This window comes from Anaeromicrobium sediminis (genome assembly GCF_002270055.1).
Classification (GTDB): domain Bacteria; phylum Bacillota; class Clostridia; order Peptostreptococcales; family Thermotaleaceae; genus Anaeromicrobium; species Anaeromicrobium sediminis.
In genome coordinates this window covers 48,699-68,628 of sequence record NZ_NIBG01000019.1, presented here as the reverse complement: position 1 = coordinate 68,628, position 19,930 = coordinate 48,699, and the positions used below count along the sequence as shown (strand labels likewise).

16 protein-coding genes are annotated in these 19,930 nt (G+C 31.8%); 1 reads left to right on the top strand and 15 read right to left on the bottom strand.

The window, feature by feature from the left end:
* Positions 1 to 216 precede the first annotated feature (216 nt).
* From rlmD to CCE28_RS16940, 4 genes are all read right to left on the bottom strand, one after another.
* Positions 217 to 1,578, bottom strand: coding sequence for a 23S rRNA (uracil(1939)-C(5))-methyltransferase RlmD (gene rlmD / locus CCE28_RS16955; protein ID WP_095134914.1), 1,362 nt, complete (start codon positions 1,576 to 1,578; stop codon positions 217 to 219).
* A 10-nt stretch (positions 1,579 to 1,588) separates the two neighbouring features.
* Positions 1,589 to 2,917, bottom strand: a complete 1,329-nt coding sequence (locus CCE28_RS16950) for a sensor histidine kinase (protein ID WP_095134913.1) — start codon at positions 2,915 to 2,917, stop codon at positions 1,589 to 1,591.
* The gene (locus tag CCE28_RS16945; RefSeq protein WP_278277583.1) at positions 2,917 to 3,600 is read right to left on the bottom strand and encodes a response regulator transcription factor; all 684 of its coding nucleotides are present in this window, start codon (positions 3,598 to 3,600) and stop codon (positions 2,917 to 2,919) included. The genes CCE28_RS16950 and CCE28_RS16945 overlap by 1 nt, the downstream gene beginning before the upstream one ends.
* A gap of 83 nt (positions 3,601 to 3,683) precedes the next feature.
* A complete protein-coding gene (locus CCE28_RS16940; protein WP_095134911.1) occupies positions 3,684 to 4,139 on the bottom strand; it encodes a hypothetical protein in 456 nt (151 codons plus the stop codon).
* A 187-nt stretch (positions 4,140 to 4,326) separates the two neighbouring features.
* Between CCE28_RS16940 and CCE28_RS16935 the strand changes: the two genes are divergently transcribed.
* The gene (locus tag CCE28_RS16935) at positions 4,327 to 5,283 is read left to right on the top strand and encodes a GerMN domain-containing protein (protein WP_095134910.1); all 957 of its coding nucleotides are present in this window, start codon (positions 4,327 to 4,329) and stop codon (positions 5,281 to 5,283) included.
* A 141-nt stretch (positions 5,284 to 5,424) separates the two neighbouring features.
* Here the strand turns inward: CCE28_RS16935 and CCE28_RS16930 are convergent, their stop codons facing one another.
* From CCE28_RS16930 to CCE28_RS16880, 11 genes are all read right to left on the bottom strand, one after another.
* Positions 5,425 to 6,519: an acyltransferase family protein gene (locus CCE28_RS16930; protein ID WP_207652919.1), complete on the bottom strand. Its 1,095-nt coding sequence runs from the start codon at positions 6,517 to 6,519 to the stop codon at positions 5,425 to 5,427.
* A gap of 177 nt (positions 6,520 to 6,696) precedes the next feature.
* Positions 6,697 to 7,836, bottom strand: coding sequence for an agmatine deiminase family protein (locus CCE28_RS16925; RefSeq protein ID WP_095134908.1), 1,140 nt, complete (start codon positions 7,834 to 7,836; stop codon positions 6,697 to 6,699).
* A 599-nt stretch (positions 7,837 to 8,435) separates the two neighbouring features.
* A complete protein-coding gene (locus tag CCE28_RS16920) occupies positions 8,436 to 9,653 on the bottom strand; it encodes an ABC transporter permease (RefSeq protein ID WP_095134907.1) in 1,218 nt (405 codons plus the stop codon).
* A 10-nt stretch (positions 9,654 to 9,663) separates the two neighbouring features.
* Positions 9,664 to 10,377: an ABC transporter ATP-binding protein gene (locus CCE28_RS16915; RefSeq protein WP_095134906.1), complete on the bottom strand. Its 714-nt coding sequence runs from the start codon at positions 10,375 to 10,377 to the stop codon at positions 9,664 to 9,666.
* A gap of 1 nt (position 10,378) precedes the next feature.
* Positions 10,379 to 11,614 (bottom strand): efflux RND transporter periplasmic adaptor subunit, encoded by a 1,236-nt coding sequence (locus tag CCE28_RS16910; RefSeq protein ID WP_176461889.1) that lies wholly within the window; start codon positions 11,612 to 11,614, stop codon positions 10,379 to 10,381.
* Between the two features lie 459 nt (positions 11,615 to 12,073).
* Positions 12,074 to 12,460 carry an FxsA family protein gene (locus CCE28_RS16905; RefSeq protein ID WP_095134904.1) on the bottom strand — a complete coding sequence of 129 codons (387 nt, stop codon included), beginning with the start codon at positions 12,458 to 12,460 and terminating at the stop codon, positions 12,074 to 12,076.
* A 2-nt stretch (positions 12,461 to 12,462) separates the two neighbouring features.
* The gene (locus tag CCE28_RS16900) at positions 12,463 to 12,888 is read right to left on the bottom strand and encodes an acyl-CoA thioesterase (RefSeq protein ID WP_095134903.1); all 426 of its coding nucleotides are present in this window, start codon (positions 12,886 to 12,888) and stop codon (positions 12,463 to 12,465) included.
* Positions 12,889 to 13,043: 155 nt separating this feature from the next.
* Positions 13,044 to 14,792 (bottom strand): pyruvate kinase, encoded by a 1,749-nt coding sequence (gene pyk / locus CCE28_RS16895; protein WP_095134902.1) that lies wholly within the window; start codon positions 14,790 to 14,792, stop codon positions 13,044 to 13,046.
* Between the two features lie 37 nt (positions 14,793 to 14,829).
* Positions 14,830 to 15,789 (bottom strand): 6-phosphofructokinase, encoded by a 960-nt coding sequence (pfkA, locus tag CCE28_RS16890; protein ID WP_095134901.1) that lies wholly within the window; start codon positions 15,787 to 15,789, stop codon positions 14,830 to 14,832.
* Between the two features lie 170 nt (positions 15,790 to 15,959).
* Positions 15,960 to 16,142 carry a hypothetical protein gene (locus tag CCE28_RS16885; RefSeq protein WP_095134900.1) on the bottom strand — a complete coding sequence of 61 codons (183 nt, stop codon included), beginning with the start codon at positions 16,140 to 16,142 and terminating at the stop codon, positions 15,960 to 15,962.
* A gap of 163 nt (positions 16,143 to 16,305) precedes the next feature.
* Positions 16,306 to 19,758, bottom strand: a complete 3,453-nt coding sequence (locus tag CCE28_RS16880; RefSeq protein WP_095134899.1) for a DNA polymerase III subunit alpha — start codon at positions 19,756 to 19,758, stop codon at positions 16,306 to 16,308.
* Positions 19,759 to 19,930: the final 172 nt, after the last annotated feature.

Below are 19,930 nucleotides of genomic sequence, written 5' to 3'. Positions count from 1 at the left end.
TATTTCAAAATTTCTCACACGGTACAGTAGGACGGTTCAAACCTAAGGGTTGGGCTTGATGTATTATACGCAAAACTCTTTCTCTTTTCATACTATTGTATATTTCTGGATAAAAATAACCACCATAAATAAAATGTTCCCTCAAATATTAATCTGAAGGAACATATAATCTTTCTATTTAATTAGATTAAAATACTAAAAAGGCTTTATATCAATCTATTTCTTCTCTATCAACGTAACTGTCTCAACGTGTGTAGTATGTGGGAACATGTCTACTGGTTGTGCTTCAACCGTTTTATATCCATTTTCATCTAAATACTTTAAGTCCCTAGCTAAAGTAGATGGATTACATGATACGTATACAATTCTCTCTGGATTCATCTTTACTAATGTATCTAGAACCCTTTCATCACAGCCCTTTCTAGGCGGATCTACTACGGCCACATCTGCTACCATTCCATCCTTGTACATCTTAGGCACTACTTCCTCTGCCTTACCTACAAAGAATGCTGCATTATCAATATTGTTAATCTTTGCATTAATCTTAGCATCGTCTATTGCAGCATCGATTACCTCTATACCATATACTTGCTTAGCCTTTCCTGCTAGGAATAATGATATGGTTCCTATTCCACAGTAAATATCATACACCGTTTCTTTTCCACTTAAATTAGCATACTCTAATGCTTTAGAATATAATACTTCCGTTTGAGTCGGATTTACTTGGAAGAAGGATAATGGAGATATTTCAAACTTCAGATTTCCTATGTAATCTATTATAGTATCTTTTCCATATAGGGTCTTACACTTCTTACCTAATATTTTGTTGGCCTTATTTCTGTTTATATTTAATACTACACTCTCAAGACCTTCTATATTGTCTACTAGGTCTTGTACTATTTCTTCTTCATACATTAATTCATAGCCATTTCCTATTATTACTACCATAATTTCGCCAGTGGCATATCCTACCTTTGTAAGAATATGTCTAATGAATCCCTTATGCTTCTTTTCGTCATATACAGATATTTTCTTTTCATCTATGTACTTTCTCATTACCTCTACAACTTTTTCGTTGACTTTCTGTTGAATATGACAAGTTTCTAAGTTAACAATGTCATGACTCTTCTTTTTATAAAATCCTATTAAAGATTTAGAATCTATCATTCCCACAGGGAACTGAGCCTTATTTCTGTAGTAGTATGGATTAGTCATGCCTATAGTGTCATGAACAGTTACATTTTCAAGCTTCCCAATTCTCTCTAAACTATCCTTTACTTTTTTAGTCTTTATTTTTAATTGTTCTTCATAATCAATGTGCATAATCTGACATCCACCACATTCATGGGCATGGGCACAGACTGGGTCTTTTCTTATATCCGATTCTTGTACCATTTCTACTATAGTTCCTATGGCATAGTTTTTCTTTACAGTATCAATTTTAGCCTTTACTATATCTCCTGGCACACAACCTTCAATGAATATGGTCATGCCTTCTACTCTACCGATACCTTCTCCACTAGTTCCTAAATCATGTATATGTACTTCATAAATTTCTTCTGTTCTTATTTCAATCATTATATTTCTCCTAACTTTCTGGTAAATTTATTTCAAAAGTGGCTCCTCCACTCTCATTATTATAAGCTATAATGTTGCCCTTGTGTCTATTTATTATTACTTTTCCTATATAAAGTCCAAGTCCCGTTTTCCCACCAGTGGATTTATAAAATCTTTCAAATATTTTATTCTCTTCTCCAGCCTTTATTCCTATGCCATCGTCCATTATTAGTATTCTCAAATCCTTATTTTCTACTACTTTTATTGTAATGTTATTCTTAGCATATCTTATACTATTTCCTATTATGTTAATAAATACCCTAAGAAGCTTTTCTTCGTCCACATTTCTCATTATTTTATCTTCATATTCAAATGTTATATCTATATTTTTATCCTTAGCCATGAATTTTAGATTATCTATAGCTCTATTTACTATGTGAATAACATCCCTTTGTTCAAATACAAAGTCCTCATCTTTATTTTCTATTTTAGTTATATATAGTATTTCATTTACTATATCTGTAAGGCGAATACTTTCATCTATGATTATATCTAAGCTTTTATCTAATTCTTCTCCTTCAACCACACCATCTTTTATTGCCTCTGCATAGCCTCTTATGGACATGAGGGGTGTCTTTAATTCATGGGATGCATTTTGCATAAAGGATTCTCTCTTAGTATCATATGCATATATCCTATTAGCCATTTCCCTAAAACCCTCATCTAACCTTTCTATTTCATCTCCCGTTTTTATAGGGTCATATTTTTCTTTGTCTTTAATTGAAAAATTCTTAACCCTATTGGTTAAATTAGTCAAAGGTCTAGTAATGCTTTTTTCTAATTTCTTTCCAACTATTGTGGCAACCATTATAGATATGGTCATGCTAACTAACAAGCTTATGGTCATTAGTCTTATCATCCTTCTTAGGTCTTCCATTTTAGCTCCTAGTATTGCCATCCCAATGCGGTTTCCTTTTTTGTCTCTTATCTCTTTTTTTATCACTACTGTATTTTTAGAAGTGCCATTATTCATGGCTGCATCCTTTAATTCTTTTACAGTCATATCCTGTATACTTCTATATACTATCTTTCTATTGTTTGAAATAACTACTATGTTAGATTGTATAAATCTCCTGGCAGCCTTAAATTCATTCTGACTTACCTTTATCTTATTAATATTTCCACTTACTCTTTTATCAATAATTTTTTCTATTTTTGCATATTCTTCTAATAGTTCTTTCTTTGCTTTAAAGGTCAAATACTTATTAGATAAAACAGTGAATAATAGTACTGTTATTAAAAGGCTTATTATTAATATGGTTATTTCATATTTAAATATTTTTCTTCCTATTTTGCCCATTATCCATCCATCCTATATCCATAACCCCATACGGTAGTTATTTGAACTTCTGAGTCTGCATCCTTTAATTTTTTTCTAAGTCTTTTAACTAAGTCATCTATAGCCCTTTCATCACCTATGTAATCATATCCCCAAACCTTATTAATTAGTGTTTCCCTCGTAAAGGGCATATTAATATTTTTACTAAAAAATTCTATTAGTTCATACTCCTTTGTGGTAAATTTAATTTCATTATCATCCTTATTTACTACTCTTCTATCTGTGCATATGACAATATCTTTTACTTTTATGTCATTACTATTAATATTAGTTTTATTAAGCCTTCTTAGAATGGTCTTTATTCTAACTACTAACTCCCTAGGACTAAAGGGTTTTGATAGATAGTCATCTGCTCCAAGTTCTAGACCTAATATTCTATCAAATTCCTCTCCCCTTGCAGATACAAATATTATAGGTATCTCACTATTTTTTCTTATTTCTTTGCATAGGTCTAATCCATCTATACCTTCCATCATTATATCTAGTACTATTAGATCAGGCTTTAATCTATTCATCTCACTTATTACATTTTCTCCATTTGAAAATATGGTTACTTTGTAACCCTCTTTTTTTAGATACATACTTATTAGTTCTCTTATATTTTTTTCATCATCTACAACAAATATATGCTTCAATAAAATCACCTCTAAAAACATTTTATAAGAAATTAACCTAAATGAACAGTAGGGACGGCTATAAAATATAACCATCCCTTCTTAATTTTTAATTATTTTATTCTCTTAAGTATTTCTAGTGCTTCTCTTAATTTTGCCAATTTAGCTTCTTTTTTTGTAGCCATATCATTTAATATAGACCTTGCACCTTCTACATCTCCATTCTTCTTAGCTATCTTTAAAGCTTCTTTTAATGCTTTAACCTCTTCTCTTATTGCTTTTACTTCTTCTTTAAGTGATTTTAATTTTGCCCTTTCTTCCTTTACTTCTGCTAATTTTTCTTCATCATCTTTAAAAGATCCTTTTAATTCCTTGATTCTTGATCTTTCTGTTTTCATTTCTTCCCTAACAGCCTTTGAATCCTCTCTTATTTCCTTTATTTTTTGCATTTCTGTAGATAATTGTTCTTTAACCTTTACCTTTTCCTTTCCTTCCTCTGTTGCAAAGGCTGGTACTGCTGATACTATTAATAATGCTCCCACTAATAAAACTGTAACAATTTTTTTCATTTTAATTCCTCCTTATTCTTAATCTACCTTTAGTATAGATTTCAAATATGAAATAAAAATAGATAAATTATGTAAAAAGTATGGAAATTTGTCCTTCTTTAGTTTTATAATAATATAAGGGACACTTAATTTTTAATGTTCCAAACAGTTTTAAAATACTTTACTTAATAAAGAGGAGGCTAAAAACGTGCTCAATACACTTTTTAACTTATGTTTAATATGCTTAATTTGTATAGCCAACCTTGCTTATCCAAGTTATATTCACGACCTTTCCTTACCTAGTTTTAAGATTGACAAAGAGGAATCTACTAAAACCTCAACAGAAGTTACGCAGCCAATAGAAGGAACCAGGTTAGAAGAAGTATACACTAAAGATTTACCAAGTTATATTAAACCCGTTTGGAAAAAAGATAGCGCCCAATTACCTGTCACATTATTTTTACCAACCGTATCTAGGAAAAATTTATTTCCAACAACTAAATATATACCAAATACAAATACTCCTGTTACATCCACTATTGATTTCTTAAAGACTTATGTGAATATACCTAAAATAAATAGTCTTAAAATAAAGAATAAAGTACTATTGTTAGATTTTTCATCAAAAAATAACTTTAGTGAGTATAATAGTGAAATTTTACGCGTTCTTGTGAATACTCTAACGTCGATAGATGGAGTAGATGGGGTTTTATTCTTAGTTGATGGGAAAAAGACAGATAATCTATTAGGTAATAAGGATACTACTAATGTTTTTTACAATGATTACCCTTACGCTTATTTAAGTTATGATTATAATGGACGAAATTTATTAGTTCCTACTACGGTACATGATGTGAATCAAGTAATAAAAGTATTAAAATCTGACAAGGATGAATTACAAGGAGTTATTCCGAAGGGTGTAGAGTTAATAGATTACTACATTACTAAGGATACTTTAACACTAAACTTCAATGAGAATTTTTTAAAGGCATACAAGGATAGGCCAGATTTAAAAAATATGCTAATAAATAGTTTAAATTATTCTTATACTAGCTTTGAGAAAATAAATAATTTAGAAATAAAGGTAGATGGTGAAAAAATTTCTACTTTTGGAGATTATGATTTATCTACACCTATGAAAAGTTTAAAAATTATTAATCCATAATAAATTAGAGAGCTGTGGGGAAATCACTAAATTGATTAACCCCACAGCTTTTTTATAGAAAAATATTATCCTAATAACTTGATCTATAAGTTTTTATAAATATAGGAACTATGTAATTTATGAAAATTTATGTTTAATCCTTTAATTACAAAGTTTTATACAGCCATATATCTTAGATAAGAAGTAAGTTTCTAACAATATTAATGCCATCAACAAAATAGTTCCCATATATCCCTGAGTTTCATATCCAAATATTATGGTTGCCCACATAATTAGAATCCAGTGGATAAAATATATTGAAGTAGTTTCTTTGCCCCAATAATAAATTATATTAAAAAGTCTGTTTTCTCTTATATTCTTAATGACTTTATTGTTTAACCATAACCAAGTGAAAACGAATCCAATCATCCAAATCATTGAACCAGGTCCACTTCTATAATAGTCTCCTATATGGAAATTAAAATCAGTAGCAGTTATAATACTTCCAACTAATAACAGAGCTAACCCTAGTTTAAAGAGTGATTTAAATAGAATCTCAATATCAGAAGAAGCTTTCATAAATACTCCAAATATCATACCTATTAAGGGATAACATAGCCATCCAAATATGGGAAAATACACATCCTCTCCAGCACCCCAAAGATAATTAAGAATCCAATCTACGATCTTTACATTTGACGATATACCCCATAAAAATGGACTAACTATCATAACACCTATGGCGATTATTAGCCACCAGATAGGTTTTTTAAAGGAAAATCTAATTAAACTCATGAGAATGTATGCCCAACCTGCAAACAGAAGAATATCAACTTCCCAAAGAGTAACTAGATTATTAGCACTAAAAAAATCTATTTGAGTAAAAGTACCTTCTAAAAGAATAAGTAAGTCATATCTTAAAAAACTCAATAAATATCCTAATAGCAGTAGCTTAACACCTTTTTTGATTCCAGCTTCTAGACTATTGGATTTTGAAGATAGAATATAAAAAACGCCCATTAAAAACATAAAAGTAGGAGCTGCTGGTGGACCGCCCAAAAAGTCAATAACTTCACCAAATAGAGAGTTTTGAACACTGTTAGTAGAATAAACCATTAACACATGAACTGTAATCATAAAAAACACTGCTAGTCCTCTAACAAAATCAAAGGTTTTTTTTCTATCTTTATACTCTCTTTCAATATATTTATCGTAATCATTTGTTAACACATCCATAAATAACCTGCCGTCCGTCACTGTACTCATCTCCCTTTTAAAATTTATTTATCATTGGAAATCTCCACTAATCAATTGTAAAAAAACTGTTAAAACTATATTATATATGAAGAGTACATTGCAAAAAAATTCACCCCTATAATCCTTTACATAAGAGATGTTGTATCATATAGGGGTGAATCAATCAATTTTTACATATTATTTTAACTTTGCTATAGGTTGCTGTTGTGTAACACAGTGTATCATTCCGCCATCAGCATATAAATCCCTTACGTCAATTCCTATTACTTCTTTGTCAGTGTATAAATCCTGAAGGATTTTGTTTGCAACTTCGTCATTTTCGTCATCATAGTTTGGAACTAAAACTACTTTGTTGCCTACATAGAAGTTCAAATAAGCTCCCTTTATCCATTCACCATCAACTTCTACAACATTTTCTTTAGTTTCAGGTAGAAACACGAATTCATAAGGTTCTCCATTAATATTTTTAGCTGTTAATAGTTTTTTTGCATCATCATCATCTGACAAATCAGAAGGGTCTAAGTCAAATTCTGAAGCTGCTATTATAGTTTTATCATCAAAGAACTTTATCATTCCATCTATGTGATTATCAGTAATATCCATACCAGCTACTCCATCTAACCATATAAAATTAGTCACTCCATAATACTTAGTTAGATATGCTTCTATTTCTTCAATAGTAAAGTTCTTAGTTCTGTTATCATTGTTCACACAGCTTAATGTGGAAATAACCGTTCCATTCCCATCTAATTCAAGGGCTCCACCTTCCATTACCATATCAATATCTATTTTAGGAATACCTATTGCGTCACTTACCTTTGTTGGTATTTGATTATCCTTGTTATAAGGAGCCTTATTTCCCCATCCATTAAATTCCCAATTCTCAATTACTAGATTACCTTCCTCATCATATACAAATATAGGTCCATTATCTCTCACCCACACATCATCTGTAGGGAAAACGTAGAAATCCACTTTACTCATATCAATATTTTCTTCTTCCAATATGTTTTTAACATGTTCCTTTTCATTTTCATCGTAAACTATAAGATGTACATTTTCTCCCTTTACTAGACCTCTTGTCATTTCAATCCAAATTTCTTCATAGGCTCCGCGGGCGCCTTTATATGTGTTATTATGAGGCCATTGAAGCCAAGTTCCTTCATGTTCCACCCCTTCGTGAGGGAAATAATATTTTGGACCATCTTCTATGGATACCCCATTTTCCTCGTTAGAGGCACTTGCATTTTGGCATCCAACGGATAAAAGCATACTTAGAATTAATAAACAAGATAGTATCAAATTTTTGCGTAACATTTTATCTCTCCTTTAATCAATATGTATATTAATTGTTTTTCTGTTAATTAATTATTTTATTTAGTAATTGGCCTCCTTTTTAATTTGATTTTTTATGTAATCTAAAATTATCATATATTCATAATAATTTAAATCTGTCATAGGTATTAAATTATAACATTTCTGGTTATAAAAAAGTAATATTAGCACTCTATAACTAAAGTTATAGGGACTAAACAGTTGAAAATACTTAATATTAAATGAAGCTAGTTTAGGGAATTTTCTAGTGTTTTGAAGTTTAAAAGTAAAGGAATGTTATAGATATTAAGTATTTTAATTTTTAGACAGATTTTTCTTAGAGATATGAGTTATAAAAAAGGCATACTCCGTATGCTTCGTTATGGAACCCTATGGTTCCCTTCGACGATTGCTATCGCAATCTGAACACCCTCCTTTAAAGAGGCATGGGATGTTCCCCCACACCCCCTTGATTTTTTTACTTATCCACAGTTTTTAAAATTTATAATTTCCTTAGTAAGTAAAAAAAAGCCTTGGACTAATTCTATTTTAGAATTAACCAAGACTTTTAATCTTAATCATGCATTATTTTTTTAGTATTTCTATTCATATCTTAGTGCTTCTATTGGATCTAATTTAGATGCTTTATTAGCTGGATATATTCCTGATATTATACCTATTCCGCCAGAGAATGTCCAAGCAATAATTATGGTTAGTGGTGATACGCTAGGCGGTATTTTAATAAACTTAGCTATACCAAAGGATATTCCCACTCCTATTCCAGTACCTATTATCCCACCTATTGCAGATATTATAACGGATTCTACTAGGAATTGTAATAGTATATCCTTTCTCTTTGCTCCTATGGCCTTCCTAATTCCTATTTCTCTAGTTCTTTCCGTTACGGAAACAAGCATTATATTCATAACTCCAATACCACCAACTACTAATGATATGGCTGCTATGGCTCCTACAACAGTTCTTACTATACCTGTAACCTTATTGATAGATTCCATTTCTCCTTCTGCCGTATAAGCCCTATATTTTTTATCTCCCACATTAGAATGTCTTCTCTCTAACAATTTAATCATCTGATCTGTAGCTTTTCTTGCATTTATACCATTTTTTATATTCAACTCAATACCCCATATGGTCTCACCCATACCAATCATTTTTTCTAGTGTACTTATGGGAACATACATTTTATAGGCATTGTTTCCTCCTCCTAAGTCTCCTAAGGTACTCTTTGGTTCTTCAAACAACCCTACTATAATAAAAGACCCATTAGTATATCCCATATCCACATTTATACTTTCTCCTAATACATTAGTTCTTCCAAATATGTCAAGAGCCGCCTTTTCATCTATTATGGCAATTGATCTTTTAGATTTAACATCACTCTCTGTTATGTATCTACCCTTTATAAGTTCATTTCTCTCTATCTTGTCATAATCCTCATGGGCTCCTACTAATCTTACGCTTATTAGGTCGCTTTTAGATTTTACCTTGCCCTCTTCACTCACACTAGGTATTATGGCCAATAACTTATCATCAAAGGCCCTTTTTATTGCCTCTACATCACTATGGGTAAGTCTATCCTTCCTCGTAGGATTTTCTCTCCAATTAGTTCCAATGTAGGCTCTACCTGCTCCAAACTTTTCAAATTCTTGGTCTATGGCACTTTGACTTCCTTCTCCTAAGGTTACTACCGTAATTACAGAAGATATCCCTATAATGATACCAAGCATAGTAAGTAATGAACGCAATTTATTTACCCAGATGGCTCCTATGGCCACCTTTATACTCTCTAAAAAGTTCATTTAAACACCTCTATTCCTTTGCAACTTCTAAAGATATTATTTTTCTATCTTCCACTGGCTTATCTTCTATAAGCTCACCATCTCTAAAAGTTATAACTCTCTTTGTATGCTCAGCTATTTCAGGTTCATGGGTTACCATAACAATAGTTACCCCTTCATTATTTAATTGCTGAAATATCCCCATTACTTCGTCCCCTGATTTAGTATCTAAGTTCCCTGTAGGCTCATCAGCTAGTATTATGGCAGGATCATTTACTAGTGCTCTAGCTATGGCAACACGTTGTCTTTGTCCTCCGGATAGTTCATTAGATTTGTGATGTACCCTATCTCCAAGGCCAACTCTCTCTAGGGCATTTATGGCACGTTCTTTTCTTTCCTTTGGGGAAATTCCTGCATACATCATAGGTAATTCCACATTTTTTAGGGCCGATATACGTGGTAATAAATTAAAGGATTGAAACACAAATCCAATTTTTTTATTCCTTATAGTAGCCAAATCTCCGTCATTTAGAGAATCTATTTCATATCCATCTAGCAGGTATTTTCCATCACTTGGCTTATCTAAACATCCTAATATGTTCATCAAAGTAGATTTTCCAGATCCCGATGGACCCATTATGGATACAAATTCTTCAGGCTTCACATCTATATCTACATTTTTTAGTGCCTCCACAGAAACGCTTCCCGTATTATAGATCTTTTTTAAATTTTTAATCTTAATCATACTACATCTCTCCGCCTATATTTACTTCTTCACCTACTTTAATATTTTCAGTAGGATTCATAATTACCTGATCACTTTCTTTTATAGTGTCTCCTATAATTTCCACTTCCAGGTCACTTTCAATTCCCGTTTTTATAGTATTTTCTTGAACTTTTCCATCTATTACAGTAAATACTACCTCACTACCATCTCTCTTTGTAAATATGGTTTCGTAAGGTACCACTAGGGCATTTTCCTTTTTCCTAGTCAGTATATCTAATTTAGCAGAAAATCCGGGTTTTAAATATTTATCTATATTTTTAATATCCACCTTAATCTCAACTACATTTTCTTTCCCTTGTCCCGTTTGAACTTCTTTAGCAAAAGGTCCTACATATTTTATGACTCCATCATAGGATTTATCTTCAAAGGCATCTCCCTTAATTTCAACTTCATATCCCACATCTACCTTACCTGCATCATATTCATTAATATCCGTAACAATTTCTAGATTATCCACATCTTGAATGAACATTAAAGGTATATGTGATTCTACTATTCCACTTTCAGAAATTTTAGTATCCACTATAGTTCCCCTAATAGGACTTCTTATAGTGTGTTTTTTATAATCATCTTCTAATCTTCCAATTTGTACCTTAAGCAATTCTATTTCTTTCTTTTCTTTTAATATGTCCCTTCCATCTTCTCCATTGCCATATTTTTCTTTTATCAAAGCATAGTCATTATGTGCTGTATCTAGTTCATCTTTAGATTTATCATATTCTACTTTGCTAAGACCTCTAGCTGCATATAGCTTTTCATTTCTTTCATGATTAATTTTAGCATCATTATATTTTATTTCTGTATTTTTAAGACTCACATTTAAATCTGATTTTAATTGTTCTAAAGTTTTATAAGCTATATCTAGTTTCATGTTAGCTTCTTTTATTTTGTAATTTATATGGGTTTTTTCTAACTCCATAAGGATTTGACCCTTTTCTACTATATCACCCTTTTTTACATACATCTTCTCCATTTTTTCTTCCACATCAGATACTATATCTCTCTTATCCATAGATTGTATCTTCCCAGTTGCCTGTATATGAGATTCAATATTTTGTTTTTTTATCTCTACTGTTGAAACTCCCATACCCTTTCCCTCATTATTTTTCTTTGTTGCTACTACAGTTCCCATGCCTACTAAACCAACTACTACTGCAATAACTGCAATTGTTAGTAGCTTCTTTTTCCTAAACATTCTAAAACCCCTTCCTCTAGTTCTACTACACATTGAATATTTTACCATATAGCCATGCTTTTTCTAAATATTTACATAATTTTTAATGTAGTTTTAATGTTATGTATCTATAAATTTTTGAGTTAAAAACTTAATCTACACATTTAGTTTTATGAAAAAATGTACTAAAGTTTCATAAGGTTCAGAGTTTAGGGTTTAGGGTTTTGGGTTTGTTTTTTCAAACGCTTAACCCTAAACTCTTAACTCTAAACCAGATACAACAAAGTCTTTAATTGACAAAGAAATTTTTGTATATATTTGATTTTCAAATGGCAAATCTATAATAACCTAAAAAAATAAGGACCCCCGGTGGGTCCTTATTTTCTGTGTTGAGAGTAGAATCAGTTACTCATACTTTTCAAAAGCTTATTACAATTATAATACTTTTTTTTTCATTTTATACTGTTTTTTCTATATTTCTTAATAAAAATTTATTCTTCCGTCATCTATCATATTTTCAATTCTCTTCTTTAAAGCAATTTTAATGATTTCCCTAGTCATAGGTATGACTAATATAAACCCTAGACCATCAGTAATTATACCTGGTGTAAGGAGCATGGCACCTCCTACTAATACACATAGACCATTAATAAGTTCATTGGCAGGCATTCGCCCCTGACTTATATCAAATCTAATTTTCATGATAATATCACGACCTTGAGATTTAGCAAGATAAGCTCCAACTACACCTGTTATTAAAACTATACTAATAGTTGGCATAAAACCGATTTTCGTATTTAGTTTTAATAATAGGGTCAGTTCTAATAGAGGTACTGTTGTAAATAATATTATTAACCTAAGCAACATATTTATTCCACCTTTGCAACTTTATCATTTAGTAAATTCCAAATTTCTGGGTTCGCTTTCTTAAAATTAAGTGGTTTTAAATCTCTATTTACAAAAGCATGAGTAGTAAATCCTTTAGCTAAAATTACCCTATCTGCTTTTCTAATTACATTATACTCAAATTTTAGTCTTACACCCTTTAGCATACTGATTCTAGTTTCTATTCCAAGTTCATCATCATATTTAGCTGCGTGAATATATTTACAATTAGCTTCTATTACAGGCAATATAACTCCTGATTGTTCCAAGTCCTTATAAGTATATCCTAATGATCTGAAAAATTCATTTCTACCTACTTCAAACCAAGTAAAGTAGTTTCCATTGTAACCTACTCCCATTTGATCTGTCTCTTCATATCTAACTCTTACGAAACCTTCACTTTTGTACATAAATAGGTCCCCTTTCAACTATTACATTAAATTTTACCATATATTATATATATAGAGATTTATGGACTAAATTTATTGTAACAAAAACAACCTAATAATACAAAATCAATCAGCCTAACTTTAAGTCTAGCTGATTGATTATTATTTCATACAGTCTATAATGAACTAGTTCTGTAAATCGCTCCAGTAGCTGTATCTAGATTTATCATATCTCCATCTTTTAAAGTTGTAGTAGCATTAGCAGCACCAACAATTACTGGTTTGTTAATGTTTAACCCTACAACTGCTGCGTGAGAAGTTAATCCACCTTCTTCAGCAATTACTCCAGAAGATCTTTCCATGAATGGAACCATATCCTTATCAGTAGCAACTGTTACTAGGATATCTCCATCTTGGAATTTTTCCTCTGCGTCTTTCACATTATTAGCAATGCAAACTTTTCCCTTTGCAGATTTTTGTCCAAGTCCAGTTCCTTTAACTACTACATCTCCTACAACGTGTACTTTTATAGTATTAGTGCTTCCTGAAACTCCAACTGGAACTCCTGCAGTGATTACTACTAAATCTCCACTCTTTACAAATCCAGCTTCTACAGCTTTCTTTACTGATAAATCAAATACCTCATCAGTAGAATTTCCATGGGATGCTAATACTGGATAAGTACCTCTTGTAACTGCCATTTTTCTAGCTACTCTATCAGAAGTAGTAGTAACTACAACAGGTGCCTTTGGTCTAAACTTAGATACCATTCTTGCAGTATATCCTGAAGAAGTGGCAGTGATAATAGCCTTAGCTCCTAAATCTTGAGCAGTATTACAAGATGCATGACTCACTGCGTCTGTAGTACTCTTTTCTTTTCCTACAGTCTTTTCTCTTAAAATTGCTTCGTAGTCTAATGAGTTTTCTGCGCTCTCAGCAATTCTTGCCATAGTTTGTACAGCAACAGCCGGGTATTTACCTGCAGCAGTTTCTCCAGATAACATGATTGCGTCAGTACCATCAAAGATAGCATTGGCAACATCTGTAACTTCTGCTCTTGTTGGTCTTGGGTTTCTCATCATAGAGTCAAGCATTTGAGTTGCAGTTATAACTGGCTTTCCTACTGCATTACAAGCTTTAATCATCTTCTTTTGTTCTAGTGGAATTCGCTCCGTTGGAATTTCAACTCCTAAATCTCCTCTAGCTACCATTATTCCATCAGATACTTCAATTATCTTTTGAATATTATCTACACCTTCTTGATTCTCAATCTTAGATATAATGTGAATGTCTTCTCCACCATGGGCTTCTAAGATTTCTCTAATAGCTAAAACGTCTTCTGCCTTTCTTACGAAAGATGCTGCAATAAAGTCTATTCCCTGTTCTATACCAAAGATTATATCCGCTCTATCCTTATCAGTAATAGCAGGTAATTTAATCTTAACTCCTGGTACGTTTACACCCTTGTTATTCTTAACGATTCCAGTATTTTTAATTAAACATTTAACTTCTGTACCTTCTATACTTAATACTTCAAGTCCAATTAGTCCATCATCTATTAATATAGTATCTCCAGGAACTACATCATTAGCGATTCCTTCATATGTAACACTACCAATAGTTTCATTTCCTACTAAGTCCCTAGTAGTTATTGTAAACTCGTTTCCTTCTTCTAATACAACTTCTGGCTTATCAAACTTTCTTGTACGAATTTCTGGTCCTTTAGTATCTAATAATATGGCAACATGTTTACCAGTTTCTTCTCTTAATTCCTTTATGGCATCCATACGTGCTTTATGCTCTTCATGATCTCCATGGGAGAAGTTTAATCTAGCCACGTTTAATCCGCAGTCAATTAACTCTCTTAATACTTCTTTCTTTTCACTAGCTGGTCCAATAGTACAGATAATTTTAGTTTTTCTCATACATACTTCCTCCATTATATTTGTATTTGATTATAAACTAGATTGATAATACCTTTGCAAGTTCATACAGTTCCATATTAATTTCTTTTTTCATGCTTAAAGCTTCTGAAATATCATGGTCACGTATATCAGTTCCTGTGATTCCTATTGCTCTACTCTTTTTACCTTCCATAAGGAGCTTAACAGCCCTTTCTCCCATACGACTTGCTAATATTCTGTCATAAGCCACTGGACTTCCACCTCTCTGAAGATGTCCAAGGGTAGTAAGTCTTGCTTCAAGGCCTGATTTTTCTTGGATTTCCTTTGTAATGTCATACGCATTTCCAATACCTTCTGCAAGCATAATAATACTATGACGCTTACCTCTGTTTTTACTTTGAATTAATCTTTTACAAATTTCTTCTACTGAAAATTCTACTTCTGGTACTATAATGCTTTCTGCCCCACCAGCAATACCAGAATATAGTGCTATGTCTCCACAATGTCTTCCCATAACTTCAATAATACTTACTCTGTCATGTGAAGCAGATGTATCTCTTATGTTACTAATAGCCCCAAGTACTGTATTTACAGCTGTTTTAAATCCAATAGTATAATCTGTATAAGCTAAATCATTATCAATAGTTCCTGGTAATCCCATTGTTGCTATTCCAGCCTTGCTTAATTTCTCTGCCCCACGCATAGAACCGTCTCCACCAATAACAACAATACCCTCAATGCCAAATATATCAATTACATTAAGTGCTTTTTTAAATCCTTCATCCTCTTTCATTTCTAAGCATCTAGCACTTCTTAGGATAGTACCTCCCCTATGGATAATATCAGCAACAGAAGATAGATCCATATTCTGTATTTCTCCATTTATTAGACCTGCGTATCCTCTTTTGATTCCAACGACTTCTAAACCATTATATATTCCAGCACGAACTACAGCTCTTACGGCCGCATTCATTCCTGGAGAGTCGCCACCACTTGTCAAAACTCCTATTTTCTTCATATGTAATACTCACTCCTTAAACAAAGACCTTTCATTTATTTAAAAGTCTTCTTTAATTAATATAAAGTTGACTTCATATATCATTTTTGCAATTTTATGATTGTATACTTTCATCTATTGTTAAAAAATAAAGGGAAGCTGCATTTCGGCTTCCCATTAATGTTATTTATTTAACACAAATTTACTATAACCTGATGGGCTTCTTCTACCTCAGCATTGGGAACCATAACCTCATATACCTTATTATCTTTTCCGATTGACCTGATTTTTACTAAAAAACCTTCATTATTTAAGAGTTTCTGAATTCTATCAGAATCACTCTTATTATGTGCCATGTATATTGTCATCCACACTGGTATGTCCCCCTTTTTTGACTTGTACAATTTCTACTATTTCGATTTAATCTATCAGCCTTATTATAGTATTTTCTCTCATTATTTTTTAATGTATGTTACATTTACGAATTTATATTATACCACAACTTTTCTTTTTTTCAAAAACATTGTCGAGTTTTGTCTATCTTATCTTAACAGATTCTTCTCCTAATAATTGTCTTAGTTCTATTAAGAGTTTTTCCTCCATATTTACCCATAATTTTTTATTGGCTTGAAGTCTCTTTTTTTCCTTTTCCATATATATAATTACAGGATTTTCTCCCTTATACTTTCTAAGGATAGTCTTTATTTCTTCAATTTTAGGATCATCTTTACCTGCTACTTTTAGATAAAGTTTCTTTAACACTACAGTTTCATTAGTAAGAAGTCTTATTTTATCTGCAATAAGTTTAGGATCTTCATCTTCTCTACAATTTAGTCTTCCATCGATTATAACAATATTATCTTCATATATGAGTTCTTCATACTTAGAATATACCTTTGGGAAAACTAACACTTCCATACTGGCAGTTAAATCCTCTAATGTTAAAAAGGACATTATTTGATTATTTCTTGTAATCTTATTTTGTCTTCCTTGTATTATACCAGCTAATCGAACTTTTTTACCATCTAATTTTCCATCTTGAATAGAATTATTTAAATTTAATATATTAGAAGAGGTAACTTCCTTTATTTTTTCTTCATAGGTGGACAGGGGATGTCCACTTACATAAAGGCCTACCATTTCCTTTTCCATAGATAATAATACTTTTTGTGGAAATTCACCTAGATTAGGATAATGAAAAGTTATACTATCTTTCATGGCACTATCAAAACCTTGGAACATGGAAAACTGTCCTTCCACATTTCTTTTCCTATCCTGTTGTGCAGATTCTATAGCCTTTTCATAGACTGCAAGGAGTTGTGCCCTATTAGCATCTAAATTATCAAAGGCTCCAGCCCTTATTAAACTCTCAATTGCCCTTTTATTAATTTGGGTTATGTCTATTTTATCACAAAAATCATTAAAGCTAATAATTTTTCCTTTTTCTTTTCTTGCATTTACTATTGCCTGTATCACATTAGATCCTACATTTTTTACTGCCAATAATCCAAATCTTATCTTGCCATCCTCCACAGTGAACTTCTCGTAGCTTTCATTTATGTGAGGAGGTAATATTTTTATGTTTTTCTTCCTACAGTCTTGTATATATTCTCCCACTTTATCTGAATTACCCATTACGCTAGTTATTAATGCAGCCATAAATTCTACTGGATAATAGGTCTTTAAATAAGCCGTCTCATAACCTAGTACGGCATAGGCTGCTGCATGGGATTTATTAAAGGCATACTTTGCAAATTCAACCATGTCATCAAATATTTGGTTTGCAGCCTTCTCATCTACTCCATTAGCTATGCACCCTGAAATTTCCACATTTCCATCTTCATCTAATTTTCCATGGATAAAATGCTTTCTTTCCTGCTCCATTACATCCATTTTCTTTTTACCCATGGCACGACGTACTAAATCACTTCGACCATAGGAAAAACCAGCCAAATCCCTTACTACTTGCATAACCTGCTCTTGGTAAACTAAACATCCGTAGGTAACATTTAATATGGGTTCTAGTTTTTCATGGACATACTCTATTTTACTTGGATTTTTTTTATACTCTATATACTTTGGAATAGAATCCATAGGCCCTGGTCTATACAGGGATATTCCCGCTATAATATCTTCAAAGCAATCAGGCTTTAAATCCTTCATAAATTGTCTCATACCAGAACTTTCTAACTGAAATACTCCTAAAGTATCTCCCTTACTAATTAATTCATATACTTTAGGGTCATCATATTCCATATTAGAAAAATTAATTTTCACATTATACTTCTCTTCAATTAAAGTTTTCGCGTCCCTAATTACAGTTAAGTTTCTAAGTCCTAAAAAATCCATTTTTAGTAGACCTAGTTCTTCTAGGGTAGTCATTGTAAACTGAGTTGACATGGCATCATTGTGCATGTAAAGGGGCACATACTCATCTATGGCTTCTTTAGATATAACAACACCTGCTGCATGGGTTGATGCATGACGAGGCATTCCTTCTAAAGCCAGGGCCACATCTATTAAATATTTTGCTTCCGAATCTGAATCATATATTTCTTTAAACTTAGGATTTATTTTTATGGCCTTTTCAATAGTAATTCCCAGTTGCATAGGAATTTCCTTTGCTATGGAATCTACCTTAGCATAGGGCACATTAATGGCTCGTCCCACATCTCGAAGGGCAGCTCTTGCAGCCATAGTTCCAAAGGTTATAATCTGAGCAACCTTTTCTTGTCCATATTTTCTTATAACATAATCTATAACCTCTTGCCTTCTTTCATAGCAAAAGTCAATATCTATATCGGGCATAGTTACCCTCTCTGGATTTAAAAAACGTTCAAATATAAGTCCATATTTTATAGGATCAATATCTGTAATTCCTAAAGTATATGCTACGATACTTCCAGCTGCAGAACCACGTCCTGGCCCTACCATTATATTATTATCCTTAGCATATCTTATGAAATCCCATACAATAAGGAAATATTCCACATATCCCATATTTTCTATGGTACTTATTTCATACTCTAATCTATCCTTTAATTGATCATCAATTTCTTTATATCTTTCTCTTAATCCATCTTCACAAAGTTTTCTCAAGTATTGTTTTTTAGAATATTCCTCTGGCACTTCATAATTAGGTAAATGAATAGTATTAAAATCAAATTCCACATTACACATATTAGCAATTTTTAGTGTATTTTCAATAGCTTCAGGATGATTTGGAAATAATCTTCTCATTTCATCTTCCGATTTAAAATAAAATTCATCACTAGGAAACTTCATTCTTTCTTCTTCATCTACAGTTTTTCCCGTTTGTATACATATGAGCACATCATGAACATCTGCATCACTCTTTTTTAAATAGTGCACGTCATTAGTTGCTACTAATGGTATGTTAGTTTCACCACTTAATTTAAATAAAAATTCATTAATCTTTTTTTGTTCCTCAATACCATGGTCCTGAATTTCTAGATAAAAATTACCTTTTCCAAATATCTTTTCTAATTCTAGTGCTTCTTTCTTTCCACCTTCATAATCGTCATTCAATAATTTTGTCTGTACACTTCCTGCAATACATGCACTTAAGCACACAAGGCCCTCACTATGTTTCCTTAATATATCTATATCAATTCTAGGCTTATAATAAAAGCCTTTAGTATATCCTCTCGATACTAACTTAATTAAATTTTTATATCCCTCATTATTTTTAGCCAATAAAACTAAATGACCCATTTTTTTATCCTTAACCGGGTCCTTGTCATACATAGTTCTCTTTGCCGTATATACTTCACATCCTATTATAGGATTAATTCCATGCTTTTTTGCCTCCTTATAAAAATCTATTACGCCAAACATACTTCCATGGTCTGTAATAGCCACAGCTTTCATTCCCATTTCTTTGGCTTCTTTTATAAGATCTTTTATTCTAGTTGCTCCATCAAGTAAACTGTACTCTGTATGCAAGTGCAAATGAACAAAGTTTGACACAAAATCCCCCCTTTACTTTTGTGAGCTATATATATCCCACTTCCAAATTCAATAACTTTAGCTACTTACAAGGAAATATAAATAAAAAATTTTAGAAGGTGGAACATCAGAACATCCTATGCTGCAAACAATTGTGAACCTTCTATAGTAAGTATAATATTCACTCCCTATA

Excerpts from the sequence above, each read along its gene's own strand:
- rlmD (WP_095134914.1), bottom strand. The coding sequence starts at position 1,578 with ATGATTGAAATAAGAACAGAAGAAATTTATGAAGTACATATACATGAT.
- CCE28_RS16950 (WP_095134913.1), bottom strand. The coding sequence starts at position 2,917 with ATGGGCAAAATAGGAAGAAAAATATTTAAATATGAAATAACCATATTA.
- CCE28_RS16940 (WP_095134911.1), bottom strand. The coding sequence starts at position 4,139 with ATGAAAAAAATTGTTACAGTTTTATTAGTGGGAGCATTATTAATAGTA.
- CCE28_RS16925 (WP_095134908.1), bottom strand. The coding sequence starts at position 7,836 with ATGTTACGCAAAAATTTGATACTATCTTGTTTATTAATTCTAAGTATG.
- CCE28_RS16920 (WP_095134907.1), bottom strand. The coding sequence starts at position 9,653 with ATGAACTTTTTAGAGAGTATAAAGGTGGCCATAGGAGCCATCTGGGTA.
- CCE28_RS16915 (WP_095134906.1), bottom strand. The coding sequence starts at position 10,377 with ATGATTAAGATTAAAAATTTAAAAAAGATCTATAATACGGGAAGCGTT.
- CCE28_RS16910 (WP_176461889.1), bottom strand. The coding sequence starts at position 11,614 with ATGTTTAGGAAAAAGAAGCTACTAACAATTGCAGTTATTGCAGTAGTA.
- CCE28_RS16905 (WP_095134904.1), bottom strand. The coding sequence starts at position 12,460 with ATGTTGCTTAGGTTAATAATATTATTTACAACAGTACCTCTATTAGAA.
- CCE28_RS16900 (WP_095134903.1), bottom strand. The coding sequence starts at position 12,888 with ATGTACAAAAGTGAAGGTTTCGTAAGAGTTAGATATGAAGAGACAGAT.
- pyk (WP_095134902.1), bottom strand. The coding sequence starts at position 14,792 with ATGAGAAAAACTAAAATTATCTGTACTATTGGACCAGCTAGTGAAAAG.
- pfkA (WP_095134901.1), bottom strand. The coding sequence starts at position 15,789 with ATGAAGAAAATAGGAGTTTTGACAAGTGGTGGCGACTCTCCAGGAATG.